Source organism: Mesorhizobium sp. M7A.F.Ca.MR.362.00.0.0 (genome assembly GCF_004023175.1).
Classification (GTDB): domain Bacteria; phylum Pseudomonadota; class Alphaproteobacteria; order Rhizobiales; family Rhizobiaceae; genus Mesorhizobium.
Window position 1 is genome coordinate 232 of sequence record NZ_RZTF01000146.1, and the last position, 14079, is coordinate 14310.

Annotated in this window: 8 protein-coding genes and 1 pseudogene; all 9 read right to left on the bottom strand. The window is 62.9% G+C overall.

The features are described from left to right. On the bottom strand, positions 1 to 1437 hold a 1437-nt coding region (locus EOC06_RS18560), incomplete at its 3' end, for an alpha-amylase family glycosyl hydrolase (protein WP_245469746.1). Further along, complete coding sequence (gene glgX, locus EOC06_RS18565) at positions 1424 to 3427, bottom strand: glycogen debranching protein GlgX (RefSeq protein ID WP_128308462.1); 2004 nt, start codon at positions 3425 to 3427, stop codon at positions 1424 to 1426. The genes glgX and EOC06_RS18560, both read right to left, overlap by 14 nt. Before the next feature lie 208 nt (positions 3428 to 3635). After that, a complete protein-coding gene (locus tag EOC06_RS18570; RefSeq protein ID WP_128308463.1) occupies positions 3636 to 5264 on the bottom strand; it encodes an alpha-D-glucose phosphate-specific phosphoglucomutase in 1629 nt (542 codons plus the stop codon). Between the two features lie 3 nt (positions 5265 to 5267). Continuing rightward, positions 5268 to 6713 (bottom strand): glycogen synthase GlgA, encoded by a 1446-nt coding sequence (gene glgA / locus EOC06_RS18575; RefSeq protein ID WP_127327162.1) that lies wholly within the window; start codon positions 6711 to 6713, stop codon positions 5268 to 5270. A 3-nt stretch (positions 6714 to 6716) separates the two neighbouring features. After that, on the bottom strand, positions 6717 to 7982 hold the full coding sequence (gene glgC / locus EOC06_RS18580; RefSeq protein WP_127273144.1) for a glucose-1-phosphate adenylyltransferase: 1266 nt from the start codon (positions 7980 to 7982) through the stop codon (positions 6717 to 6719). Between the two features lie 35 nt (positions 7983 to 8017). Next, complete coding sequence (glgB, locus tag EOC06_RS18585) at positions 8018 to 10231, bottom strand: 1,4-alpha-glucan branching protein GlgB (protein WP_128308464.1); 2214 nt, start codon at positions 10229 to 10231, stop codon at positions 8018 to 8020. 107 nt (positions 10232 to 10338) lie between these two features. Further along, a complete protein-coding gene (locus EOC06_RS18590) occupies positions 10339 to 12807 on the bottom strand; it encodes a glycogen/starch/alpha-glucan phosphorylase (protein ID WP_128308465.1) in 2469 nt (822 codons plus the stop codon). Positions 12808 to 13040: 233 nt separating this feature from the next. After that, complete coding sequence (locus EOC06_RS18595) at positions 13041 to 13850, bottom strand: ATP-binding cassette domain-containing protein (RefSeq protein ID WP_245469748.1); 810 nt, start codon at positions 13848 to 13850, stop codon at positions 13041 to 13043. Continuing rightward, positions 13826 to 14079: pseudogene (locus tag EOC06_RS18600) on the bottom strand (ABC transporter permease); the annotation flags it as partial. The pseudogene EOC06_RS18600 and the gene EOC06_RS18595, both read right to left, overlap by 25 nt.

Consider the following 14079-nt stretch of genomic DNA (forward strand, 5'->3'; position numbering starts at 1 on the left):
ACGGTCACCCTCGGCGTCGAGAAAGCGGATCGAGCCTGATACCAGCGCCTCATGCTCCCCGCGCAAGGCCAGCGTGGTCCGATAGGACTTCAGCACCGAGGCCGTGTCGGCATTCTGGACGTCGACCGCGCGGGTGCGATGGCTGGCCGGTATCGGCAGCCAGGGCCTGGCCGTGGAGAAGCCTGCATTGTCGGCGCCGGCCTCCCAGACCATTGGCGTGCGACACCCATCCCTGCCCTTGACGCCTGGCCAGAAGCGGATGCCGACGGGATCGCGCAGATCCTCATAGGCCAGCTCCGCCTCCTCCAGGCCCAGCTCCTCGCCCTCATAGAGGCAGATCGAGCCGCGCAGGCAGGACAACAGCATGATCGAGAATCTTGCGACGGCGTCGGGATCGCTGCCCGGCCTTGTCCAGCGGCTGACATGGCGCACCACGTCATGGTTGGAGAACGCCCAGCAGACCCAGCCGTCGGAGACGGCCGCCTCGAAGGCTTCGACGCAGCCACGCACATGCGCGGCCGAGAACTGCGGACCGAGCAGGTCGAAGGTGTAACACATATGCAGCTTGTCGCCGCCTGAGGTGTAAGCCGCGAGCGTCTGCAGCGAGCGGCCTTCATCGCCGATTTCGCCAACCGCGGCGCGGTCGTCATATTCATCGAGCAGCGCCCTGAAGCGGCGCAGGAACGCCAGGTTTTCCGGCTGCGTCTTGTCGAACAGATGCTCCTGGTAGAGGTAGGTGTTGGTCTCGCCGTTGGTGCCGGCGACGCTCGACGCCAGGGGCGGATTGCTGCGCAGCCAGCGGTCGTGGACATAGTAATTGACCGTATCGAGCCGGAAGCCGTCGACGCCGCGCTCCAGCCAGAACCGCACCGTGTCGAGAAGCGCGTCTTGGACCTCCGGATTGTGGAAATTCAGGTCGGGCTGCGAGGCAAGGAAATTGTGCATGTAGTATTGCCGGCGGGTCGAATCCCATTCCCAGGCCGGGCCACCGAAGACGGAGAGCCAGTTGTTGGGCGCGCTGCCATCGGGCTTGGTATCGGCCCAAATGTACCAGTCAGACTTGGGGTTATCGCGGCTGGCGCGGCTTTCGACAAACCAGTCGTGCCTGTCGGACGAATGCGACAGCACCTGGTCGATGACGATCTTCAGGCCGAGACGATGCGCCTCGGCGACCAGCGCATCGAAATCCTCGAGCGTGCCGAACACCGGATCGACATCGCAGTAATCCGACACGTCGTAGCCCATATCGGCCATCGGCGACTTGAAGAAAGGCGACAGCCAGACGGCGTCGACACCAAGCGAGGCGACATGGGCGAGCCTCGACGTGATACCCGCGAGATCGCCGCTGCCGTTGCCGGTCGTGTCCTGGTAGGAGCGCGGATAGATCTGGTAGATGACGCAACCGCGCCACCATCCGGTCTTGTCACTCGCCGCCATCGCGCTTCTCCCCTGTGCCGGCTTGCGCTCGTTCGATCATGAAGATCACCGCCCGTCCCGATATCGGTCGCGATCTGTTCGCCGCATCCGGCGCTTCGATGGCTGGAGCCCAGAAGAATCCGTCTCGCTCAGGCAAGGTGAACATGCAGGCCCGGCGATCGCCGTTGATGATGACGGCAAGGCGGCTGACGCCACCCAGGATCATGACGAGGCGGTACCGCTGCGGGTCCTGCCAGCACTGTTCATTGAGCGGCGCGCCTGTCTCGGTCAGCCATGCGACGTCCGGTATCTCTGAACCTGCCGGTGGCTGGCCAGTGAGGAAGCTTGTATCGGAGAGCGCCGGCATCGACCGGCGCAGCCTCGAGAGTTCCTCCGTGTAGCGCTCCAGCACCTGGTCACGGCCGGCCCAGTCGAGCCAGGTGATCTCGTTGTCCTGCGCATAGGCGTTGTTGTTGCCTTGCTGGGTGCGGCCGAACTCGTCGCCTGCGGTCAGCATGATGGTGCCGCGCGAGGCAAACAGCGTGGCGAGCAGCGCGCACTGATCGTTCTGGCGAGACTCCCATACGGCCGGATCGTCCGCATCCCCTTCGACGCCGTTGTTCCAGGACAGGTTTTCATTGTGACCGTCGCGGTTCTGCTCGCCATTGGCTTCGTTGTGCTTGCGCTCGTAGCGCACGATATCGGCGAGCGTCATGCCGTCATGGGCGGCGATGAAATTGACGGTCCGACTGGCGTTTTGCCGGTTCGTTGCGAACACATCGGACGAACCGGCAAGCCGGGTCGCCAGCGCACCGACCATGCCGGCGTCGCCGCGCCAGAAGCGCCTGACGTCATCGCGATACTTGTCGTTCCATTCGAGGAAGGGCGGCGGGAAATTACCGAGCTGATAGCCGTCGGAACCGATGTCCCACGGCTCGGCGATCAACACGCGATCGGCCAGCAGCGGGTCGTCGCGCATCGCTCTCAGCATCGGCGCCTCGGCATCGAATGTTCCTTCAACCCTGCCCAGAATGGGCGCCAGGTCGAAGCGGAAGCCGTCGACGCCGGCATCCCTGACGAAATGGCGAAGCGTGTCGAGGACCATCTCCTGGACGACAGGATGATCGCAAGCGACCGTGTTGCCGGTGCCGGTATCGTTGGCCAGCCCGCCGTCTGATGAGTGCCGGTAGTAGGCCTGGTTGTCCAGGCCGCGCAGCGACAGCGTCGGGCCAAGCCAGTCGCTCTCGCCGGTGTGGTTGAAGACGAGGTCGAGGATGACGCCGATGCCAGCCTCACGCAGCACGGCGACCGTGTTTCGCAACTCCATGATGCCGCCTGGCGCCAAACGCGGATCGAGGGCCATGAAAGTCACGGGATTGTAGCCCCAGGCGTTGCGCAGCCCGAGCGGCGGCAAATGTCGCTCGTCGATCGACGCGGTCACCGGCATCAGTTCGACCGCGTCAACCCCCAGTTCTTTCAGATGCTCGATAACCGCCGGGTGAGCAAGTGCGGCGACTGTTCCGCGCAATTTTTCGGGAATGTCCGGATGCAGCATGGTGAAGGCGCCCACCGGCACTTCGTAAATAAGGCCGCCCGGCTGGAATAGCGGCGGGGCAGCCTGCACCGGCTTCGGCAGCGCAGCGGCAATCGCCTTCGGCATCAGCGGCGCGGTATCGGCGCCCTCGCCCCGGCGCTGGGCCAGCCGCCAGTCATAGACATAGGACCTGTCGATCTCGACGGCATAAGGATCGGTCAGGAGCTTGGCGGGATCGAACCACAGTCCGCGTTCCGGCGCGTAGTCGCCATCGGCGCGAAAGCCGTAGCGGATGCCCTGGCCAAGGCCCGCAATGAACAGCGCATGGACGCCCTCACCTTCCGGCTGCAGTTCGAGCCGTTCGATTTCCCGGTTGCCCTGCTCGTCGAAGATCGAGACCCAAAGCAGACGGGCCGCCTGCGACCAGGCGGCAAAGCGGATGCCTTCGCGGGTGACGGTGGCGCCGAGCTGGGTCATGCAGTCTCCCCCTTCGCCCCTTGTGGGAGAAGGTGTCGCCGAAGGCGACGGATGAGGGGTGTTCCAGCTTGGCAAGGACAGCGATCCTTCGCGCACCCCTCAACCGTCTCGGCGCTACGCGCCGATCCACCGCCCTGGGGCGAGCCACGGGTCTCGCCCCGTCCTTCGAACCCCACAAGGGGAGAAGGGAAAGCGCGAACCGCCACCCTCAAGTAATCACGCTTGGCTTGGGGCGGCCGGTATGGCTGTGAATCCCGGCAATATCATCGGCTGCGGCTATCAGATCGGCAAGGGCGGCCTGGGTGTCGAGGTCGTGCCTCGATTTGTCCGGCTCGTAACGTTCGATGTAGACGCGCAGCGTCGCGCCCGACGTGCCGGTGCCGGAGAGGCGGAAGACGACCCGCGAACCACCTTCGAACAGCACCCTGATGCCCTGATGCTCGCTGATCGAACCGTCGACCGGATCGCGATAGGCAAAATCGTCGGCGCTGGCGATTTTCATGCCGCGCACGCTGGTACCCGGCAGCGCGCCGAGCTTGGCGCGCAGTTCGTCGACCAATGCGTTGGCGCGGTCGCTCTCAACCTCTTCATAATCGTGCCGCGAATAGTAGTTGCGACCGTAGGTCGCCCAGTGCTCAGTGACGATCTGCTTGCAGCTTTCGCCGCGCGCGGCAAGGATGTTGAGCCACAAAAGCACCGCCCATAGGCCGTCCTTTTCGCGGACATGGTTGGAGCCGGTGCCCGCACTCTCCTCGCCGCAGATCGTCGCCATGTCGGCATCCAGCAGATTGCCGAAGAACTTCCAGCCGGTCGGCGTCTCATAGAGGGCGATGCCGAGTTTTTCAGCGACGCGGTCGGCAGCGCCACTGGTCGGCATCGAGCGGGCGATGCCCTTCAAACCGGCCTTGTAGCCGGGCGCCAGGTGGGCATTGGCGGCGAGCATGGCAACTGAATCCGACGGGGTGACGAAAATGCCCTTGCCGATGATCAGATTGCGGTCGCCGTCGCCATCCGAGGCAGCGCCGAAATCCGGCGCGTCCGGTCCCATCATCTCGTCATAGAGGTGCTTGGCATGGACGAGGTTCGGATCCGGGTGATGGCCGCCGAAATCCGGCAGCGGCTTGAAATTGCGGCAGGTGCCGTTGGGCGCGCCGAGCCGGTTCTCCAGGATCTCCTTGGCGTAGGGGCCGGTCACCGCGTGCATGGCGTCGAAGCGCATGCGGAAGCCGGATTTGAACAGTTTGCGCAGGGCATCGAAATCGAACAGGCTTTCCATCAGTTCGGCATAGTCGGCGACCGGGTCGATGATCTCGACCGTCATGCCGGCGGCCTTGACCGTGCCTGTTGTGTCGATGTCGATCGGATCGATATCGGCGATCTTGAAGCTTGAGATCGTCTTGGTTTTCTCGAACATCGCGTCGGTCAGCTTTTCGGGCGCCGGGCCGCCATTGCCGGCATTGTACTTGATGCCGAAATCCTCATGCGGGCCGCCGGGATTATGGCTGGCCGACAGGATGATGCCGCCAAAGGTCTTGTACTTGCGGATGACATGCGAGGCGGCCGGCGTCGACAGGATGCCACCCTGCCCGACCATCACCTTGCCGAAGCCGTTGGCGGCGGCCATGGCGATGGCCTTCTGGATGACCTCGCGATTGTAGAACCGGCCGTCACCGCCAATCACCAGGGTCTTGCCCTTGAAACCGTCGAGCGCGTCGAAGATCGACTGGATGAAATTCTCGGCATAGTGCTCCTGCTGAAAGACAGGCACCTTCTTGCGCAGGCCCGACGTGCCGGGCCTCTGGTCGGAATAAGGCTTGGTGGGGACGGTCCGTATCATGCTTCAGGCAACCCTTTTCGAAAGCAGCGAGCGATAGAGTTCGACATATTTTTCGGCGCTCTTGTCCCACGACACATCGGCCTTCATGCCCTGGCGCTGCAGCGATTCCCAGACCGTCGGACTGGCGTGGGCGTCGACGAGGCGGCTAATGGCGTGCAGCAAGGCACCGCCATTGTTGGGCGCGAACTGGAAGCCGGTGGCGACACCGGCAGAGACGGCGGCCTCATTGGCGTCGATGACCGTATCGGCGAGGCCCCCGGTGCGCGCGACCACCGGTACGCAGCCATAGCGCAGGCCGTAAAGCTGCGTCAGCCCGCACGGTTCGAAGCGCGAGGGGATGACGATGGCGTCGCAGCCGCCCTGCATGATGTGCGACAGCCCCTCATCGTAGCCGACGACCACACCGATACGGCCGCGATGCCGGGCGGCAGCGGCAAGCAGCGCGCCTTCGAGACCAGCATCGCCCGATCCCAGGATGGCCAGCCGCGCGCCAGTGGCAACGATGCCGTCGATCACCAGCGCCAGTATGTCCATCCCCTTCTGCCAGGTCAGCCGGCTGACCACGCAGACGATCGGGCTGTCGTCACGCTCAAGACTGAAGCGGTCCTCCACGGCAGTCCTGTTGGGCGCGCGCGCCTTCAGTGTGCTCGCCGTGTAGGGGGATACCAGATGCTTGTCGGTTTCCGGATCCCAGATGCCGGTGTCGATGCCGTTGACTATGCCATAGAGATCGCTGGAGCGCATGTTGATGAGGCCGTCGAGACCCATGCCGAATTCCGCCGAGCGGATCTCCTGCGCGTAGGTCGGGCTGACCGTGGTGATCGCCCAGGCGGCCTGCAGGCCAGCCTTGAGGAAGCCGACACCACCATAATATTCGACGCCGTCGAGCGCCATCGCCGCCGCCGGCAAGCCGAGCTCACCGAAGATGCCGGCGCCGAACTGGCCCTGGAAGGCGAGATTGTGGACGGTCATCATCGAGGGAATGCCAACTGCCTTGCCGTAGCGCATGTAGGCCAGGGTCATCGCCGACTGCCAGTCATGGGCATGGACGATGTCGGGTTGGTAGCCCGAGATGGCGCCACCGGCGATGTCGCCGCCGACCTGGCTCAGGGCCGCGAAACGCCGCCAATTGTCTGGCCAGTCCACGCCGGTGGCGTTGCCGTAGGGACCGCCGGGACGGTCGAACAGATGCGGCGCATCGAGCACGAACAGTTCGAGCCCGGCGAGTTGGACTGAATGGACGGAGGCCTTGCCGCCCTGCAGCAAGGGATATTGCAGAACCGCCCGCTTCTTCTTGAAGGCGGCCATGACGGTCGGAAAGCCCGGGATGAGCGTGCGCACGGTCACGCCCTTGGCCGCCAAGGCGATGGGCAGCGCGCCGGTCACGTCGGCAAGCCCTCCGGTCTTGATCAGCGGAAAGATCTCGGGCGTGACCGACAGAACCTGCATGCGTTAGAGCCCTAACTTGTCGATCATGTCCTGCGTGACCAGGCAGATGCCCTTTTCGGAAACGCGGAAGCGCTTGGCGTCGAGAATAGGATCTTCGCCGACCACCAGCCCTTCCGGTATCCTAACACCATGGTCGATGACCACGCGCTTCAACTTTGCGTTCCGGCCGACATGAACGTCGGGCAGCATGACGACTTCTTCCAGCGTCGAATAGGAATTGATGCGCGCGCCGGTGAAGATCAGGCTTTTTTTCAGCGAAGCCCCCGAGACGATGCAATCGCCCGAGACAAGCGAAGACACAGCCGAACCGCGGCGGCCATCCTCGTCATGCACGAACTTTGCCGGCGGCTTCAATTCGGCATAGGTCCAGATCGGCCAGTCGCGGTCGTAGAGATCGAGCTCGGGCGTGATATCGGTCAGGTCGATATTGGCTTCCCAATAGGCATCGACCGTTCCGACGTCGCGCCAGTAGGCTTCGTTCTCGGCGGTCGAGCGGACGCAGGATTTGGCGAAGCGATGCGCGATCGCCTTACCGTGCTGGACGATATAGGGGATGATGTCCTTGCCGAAGTCGCGGCTTGAGCCCGCCTCGGCCGCATCGCGGCGCAACTGCTCCATCAGGAATTTGGTCTTGAAGACGTAGATGCCCATCGAAGCCAGCGCGAATTCCGGCTTATCGGGAATGCCGGGCGGATCGGCGGGTTTTTCGACGAAGGCGATGATGTTGTCCTTGGCATCGACATGCATGACGCCGAAGCCGGTGGCTTCCATGCGCGGCACTTCGAGGCAGCCGACGGTGACGTCGGCATTGGCGTCGACGTGCTGGCGAAGCATCATCTCGTAGTCCATCTTGTAGATGTGGTCGCCGGCCAGGATGACCATGTATTCGGGGCCGTAGGCCTCGATGATGTCGATGTTCTGATAGACGGCGTCGGCGGTGCCTTCATACCACTGCGTTTCCGAGACGCGCTGGCTGGCCGGCAGGATGTCGAAACTCTCGTTTCGTTCAGGGCGCAGGAAGTTCCAGCCGCGCTGCAGATGGCGGATCAGCGAATGTGCCTTGTACTGGGTGGCGACGCCGAGGCGTCGAATGCCGGAGTTAAGCGCGTTGGAGAGCGCGAAATCGATGATGCGCGTCTTGCCGCCGAAATAGACGGCCGGCTTGGCACGCCGATCGGTCAGTTCCTTGAGGCGGCTCCCACGGCCGCCGGCCAATACATAGGCCATGGCATCGCGCGCCAGCGGCTGGGTCCGTTTCAAGTCTGCCATTTCTACCCTCCCAAGTTACTCGATATCGACATGGCTCAGTCGGCAACGAGTTCAAGCATGATCGTCGACAGCGGCGGCAAAAGCATCGTCGCTGAGATGTTTCCTCCCTCCGCCCGCGCCTCGACCATGCCGCCATTGCCCTTGCCGGAACCGCCATATTCCGAAGCGTCGGTGTTGATGATCTCGCGCCATTTGCCTGATTTCGGCAACGGCACGCGATAATTGTCACGCGGCACCGGCGTGAAATTGGAAATGACGGCCACCGGGCTGCCGCCCGGTGCGCTGCGCAGCCAGGCAAAAACCGAATTCTGGCTGTCATCGACGATCAGCCAGGAAAACCCTTCCGGCTCACAATCACGGCCATGCAGTGCCGGGCGCGAACGGTAGAGATAGTTGAGATCGCGCACCGTCTGCCAGACGCCGCGATGCGGCCGGAATTCAAGCAGGTTCCAGTCGAGCGCGCGCGCCTCGCTCCATTCGCGGCGCTGCGCGAACTCCTGCCCCATGAAAAGCAGCTTCTTGCCGGGATAGCCCCACATGAAAGCGTAGTAGGCGCGCAGCGTCGCAAACTTCTGCCAGTCGTCGCCGGCCATCTTGCCAAGCAGCGTGCCTTTGCCGTGCACAACCTCGTCGTGCGAGAGCGGCAGCACGAAATTCTCCGAAAAGGCGTAGGTCAGGCCGAAGGTGAGGTCGTTGTGGTGGTGTTTTCGGAAGATCGGTTCCTTGGAGAAATACTCCAGCGTGTCGTGCATGAAGCCCATATTCCACTTGAAGCCGAAGCCCAACCCGCCTTCATGCACCGGTGCCGAGACCTTCGGCCAAGAGGTCGATTCCTCGGCGATGGTCATCACGCCCGGATGGTGGCCGTAGACCTCCTTGTTCATCTTCTGCAGGAAGCTGACCGCCTCGAGATTCTCGCGGCCGCCTCTCTCGTTGGGGATCCATTCGCCGGCCTTGCGCGAATAGTCGAGGTACAGCATCGAGGCGACCGCATCGACGCGAAGACCGTCGACATGGTATTTCTCGGCCCAGAACAACGCATTGTTGACCAGGAACGACACCACCTCGCGGCGGCCGAAATTGTAGATCGCGGTGTTCCAGTCGGGATGAAACCCCTTGCGCGGATCGGCATGTTCATAGAGCGCGGTGCCATCGAAATTGGCCAGGCCGTGCTCATCGACCGGGAAATGCGCGGGCACCCAGTCGAGAATAACGCCGACGCCGGCACGGTGGGCGCCGTCGACGAAGCGGGCAAAGCCGTCCGGATCGCCAAAGCGGGCCGATGGCGCGTAGAGGCCGGTCGTCTGGTAGCCCCAGGACGGGTCATACGGGTGTTCGGAGATCGGCATGAATTCGATATGGGTGAAGCCGGTCTCGACCACATAGGGGATCAGCCGGTCGGCCAATTCGTCCCATGACAGGAACGTACCGTCGTCGCGAAGCTGCCAGGAGCCGGCATGGACCTCGTAGATCGAAATGGCTTCGCGCCGGTGATCGGCATTGCGCCAGAAATTGCGATGCGCCTCGTCGCCCCACTCATGCGCCGGCGGCACGGCCACGACCGAAGCGGTGGCCGGACGCAGTTCGGACTTGAAGGCGAACGGATCGGCCTTCAGCGGCAGCCTGACGCCGTCGGGGCCGATGATCTCGTATTTGTAGGGCCGGCCGGCACCGATATCGGGAATGAACACCTCCCAGATGCCGGTGTCGCGGCGATCCCGCATCGAGTGCCGGCGGCCGTCCCATTCGTTGAAATCGCCGACCACAGAGACACGCCGCGCATTGGGAGCCCAGACGGCGAAATGCACGCCCGTGGCCCCTTCGTGCTCGATGACATGGGCGCCGAGCTTGTCGAACAGCCTGAGATGCGATCCCTCGGCGATGTAGTAGTCGTCCATCGGCCCGAGCACCGGACCGAACGAATAGGGATCGGTCAGCCACCAGTCGCCGCCGGCATTGCGCGCGTGATAGCGAAGCGGCTGCCGCTTCTTGATCGAGAGCTTGCCTTCGAAAAAGCCGCCATCGTCGCGCCTGGACAATTCACCCGCGATGATGCCGGTCAGCGTATAAGCGGTGACGAATTCGGCATTCGGAACAAAGCAGCGGGCCACAAAACCCTTCCCAGCCTCCTGAACACCGAGAACGGCAAACGGATCGCCATGCGTGCCGGCAACAATCGCCGCAACATCGCTGGCTGCCGCCAGTCCGTCCGGCCCGCTTGTCGCACCGGTCGCGCGCGGCTTCTTCATCAGGCAGTGTCCCTCCCCAGGCACCTAGTGTTTGTTTCTAGTGGTGTGATCCGACTTTCAAGTTCACACCACCGGGACCACATTGTTTGCGGCCTCATGCAATCACATCAGGCAGGCACGTTCCAGATTTCTTTCGCATATTGGCGGATCGTGCGATCGGAGGAGAACCAGCCGACACGCGCCACATTGCGGATTGCCCTGGCGTACCAGTCGGGACTGTTGCGCCAGACCGCATCGACCTCGCGCTGGGCGGTGGCATAGGCATCGAAATCGGCGGCGACCATGAACCAGTCGCTGTTGTAGAGGCCGTTGACGAGGTCGCGGTAACGCTCCGGATCGTCCGGCGAGAAGACGCCCGACGAGACGGCAGCGACCGCTTGCCCCAGCTCAGATGATCCCTCGATGACGGCGCGAGGGTCGTAACCGTTGTTGCGCCGCTCGGCGACCTCGGCGGTGGTCAGGCCGAAGATGAAGATGTTGTCGTCGCCGACGCATTCCTTGATCTCGACATTGGCACCGTCGAGCGTGCCGATGGTCAGCGCGCCGTTGAGCGCGAACTTCATGTTGCCGGTGCCCGACGCTTCCATGCCGGCGGTCGAGATCTGCTCGGAAAGGTCGGCAGCCGGCATCATGATCTCGGCCAGGCTGACATTGTAATTCGGCAGGAACACCACCTTAAGCAGACCGCGCACGGCCGGATCGCGGTTGATGACTTTTGCGACATCGTTGGCGAGTTTGATGATCAGCTTGGCATTGTGGTAGCTGGGCGCCGCCTTGCCGCCGAAAAATTTCACGCGCGGCATCCAGTCGCGCTCGGGGTGCGAGCGGATCTGGTCATAGAGCGCGATCGCCTCGAGAATGTTCAGAAGCTGGCGCTTGTATTCGTGGATGCGTTTGATCTGGATGTCGAAAAGCGCCGAAGGATCGACCTTGATGCCGAGCCGGTCGGCGACGAGGTTGGCCAATCGCGCCTTGTTGGCGCGCTTGACGGCGGCGAACTTGTCGCGAAAGGCGGCATCGCCGGCGAAACCGTCGAGATCCTTGATGGCGTCGATGTCATCGAGAAAACGGTCGCCGATCGCCTCGCGGGCGAGCGACGTCAGTCCGGGATTGCATTGGATCAGCCAGCGCCGCGGCGTGATGCCGTTGGTCTTGTTGTTGATGCGATCGGGATAGAGCTTGTGCAGGTCGGCGAACACCGTCTCCTTCATCAGGTCGGTGTGAAGAGCCGAAACGCCGTTGATGGAATGCGAGCCGACAAAGGCCAGATTGCCCATGCGCACCCGGCGATCGCCATTTTCCTGGATCAGCGAGATGCGGCCAATCTGCTCGTCCGAGAACTGGTTGGAAGCACGCGCCTCCAGAAGCACTTCAGCGTTGATGGCATAGACAATCTGCATGTGGCGCGGCAAAAGCCGCTCGAACAGCGGCACCGGCCAGCTTTCCAGCGCCTCGGGCAGCAGTGTGTGGTTGGTGTAGCCGAAGGTGCGCTGGGTGATATCCCAGGCCTGGTCGAAGTCCATGCCGTGGACGTCCATCAACAGGCGCATCAACTCCGGCACGGCGATGGCCGGATGGGTGTCGTTCAGGTGGATCGCAGCCTTGTCGGGCAGTGATTTCAGGTCGCCATATTGGCTCAGATGGCGCTGCACGATGTCCTGCAGCGAGGCGGTAGAGAAGAAATACTCCTGCCGAAGCCGCAGTTCCTGCCCGGCCTTGTGGGAATCGGCGGGATAGAGCACGCGCGACAAGGCATCGGCCTTGTTGCTTTCGGCGAGCGCGCCGATGTGGTCGCCGGCATTGAATTTGTCGAGCAGGATCGGATCGATCGGCATGCCCGACCAGAGCCGCAGCGTGTTGACGCGATTGGCCCGCCAGCCGACGACGGGCGTGTCATAGGCGACGGCCAGCACATGCTCGGTCGGTTTCCAGACATGGCGTTCGAGGCGCCCGTCCTTGGAGGTGATCGATTCCACCGAACCGCCGAAACCAACCTCGAAGGAGCGTTCGCGACGTTCGAATTCCCACGGGTTACCGTGATCAAGCCAGGTCTCTGGCAGTTCGACCTGCCAGCCGTCGTGAATCTCCTGCCGGAACATGCCATTGGCATAGCGGATGCCGTAGCCATGCGCCGGAATGTCGACGGTCGCCATGCTTTCCATGAAGCAGGCCGCGAGCCGGCCGAGGCCGCCATTGCCGAGCGCCGCATCGGGCTCGAGTGCTGCAATCAAGTCGAGGTCGACACCCAACGACGACAGCGCCTCGCGCATGTTGTCCATCAGGCCCAGATTGGAGAAAGCATCGCGCATCAGGCGGCCGATGAGGAATTCCAGCGACAGATAATAGACGCGCTTTTCCTTCTGGTCGTAAGCCTCTCTCGTCGCCTGCATCCAGTGATCGACGATCCGGTCGCGCACGACCTTGATCGAGGCGGTTAGCCAGTCGTACTGGGTCGCAACGGTGGTGTCCTTGCCTACCCTGTATTTGAGGGCAACCAAGACTTCACGTGCGAGTGTCTTTGGGTCAGGATTTTCGAGCAGTGGCGGAAGGGGTTCGGATGTCATCGCGCTCGTCATGATGCCTCTCGTGCGGTTGCCATGATCATACCGGCTTTCATCGCTCCTCCCAGCCCATGCTAGCTGATACCGCCATATATTCAATCGATTTAAACAGGTTCGATCCGGCTTGCCCCCTGCGGCAATTTGGCAATTCTGAAGTGTGACGCGCCAAGACGGCCCGCGCGCCGCGCTTCAAATCCCTGTTCCGTGCTTGCCGTGTCGCCATGCGCCAGCCACTTGGGCGACATGTATCAAGCCGCCAGCGCCGCCTCCGGCGGGGCCTTGGCTCCTGTCATGAAGGCGACGGCGTCGGACATCGTATATTGCTTGGGGTCGATGACGGCGAGGCGACGGCCCAGCCGATGGATGTGAATGCGATCGGCCACTTCGAAGACATGCGGCATGTTGTGCGAGATCAGCACGATCGGGAGGCCGCGCTTCTTGACGTCGAGGATCAGCTCGAGCACGCGGCGGCTTTCCTTGACGCCAAGGGCGGCTGTCGGCTCGTCCATGATCACCACACGACTGCCAAAGGCGGCCGCACGCGCCACGGCAACGCCCTGCCTTTGGCCGCCCGAGAGCGTCTCCACAGCCTGGCTGATGTTCTGGATGGTCATCAGGCCAAGTTCGGTAAGCTTGTCGCGGGCGCGCTTTTCCATCGCCGGGCGATCGAGCATGCGAAGCCAATCGCCCAGAAAACCCGGTTTACGGATTTCGCGGCCAAGGAACATATTGTCGGCGATTGACAGCGCCGGCGACAGCGCCAGGTTTTGGTAGACGGTCTCGATGCCGGCTTCGCGGGCCTCCATCGGCGATTTGAAGGAGACGGATTTTCCTTCAAGCCGGATCTCGCCTTCATCGGGCACGGCAGCGCCGGAAATCGCCTTGATGAGCGACGATTTGCCGGCGCCATTGTCACCGATGACAGCAAGGATTTCGCCGGGGTAGAGGTCGAAGTCGGCGTTGTCGAGGGCGGTGACGCGGCCGTAGCGCTTGACCAGGCCACGCGCGGTGAGAATGGGCTCCTGGGTCATGGTCATGCCGAAACCTTTCTGATCCATTGGTCGACCGCCACGGCGCCGATGATCAGCACACCGGTGAGCAGCACCTTCCATTGCGGATCGGCGCCCAGCATGTTGAGGCCCATGGAGACGACGCCGACGATCATCGCGCCGAACAGCGTGCCCAGGATCGAGCCGCGTCCGCCGAACAGGGAAATACCGCCGATCACCGTCGCGGTGATCGCCTGGAGATTGTAGTCGGTGACGGCAGCCGACGGCGAGATCGAGC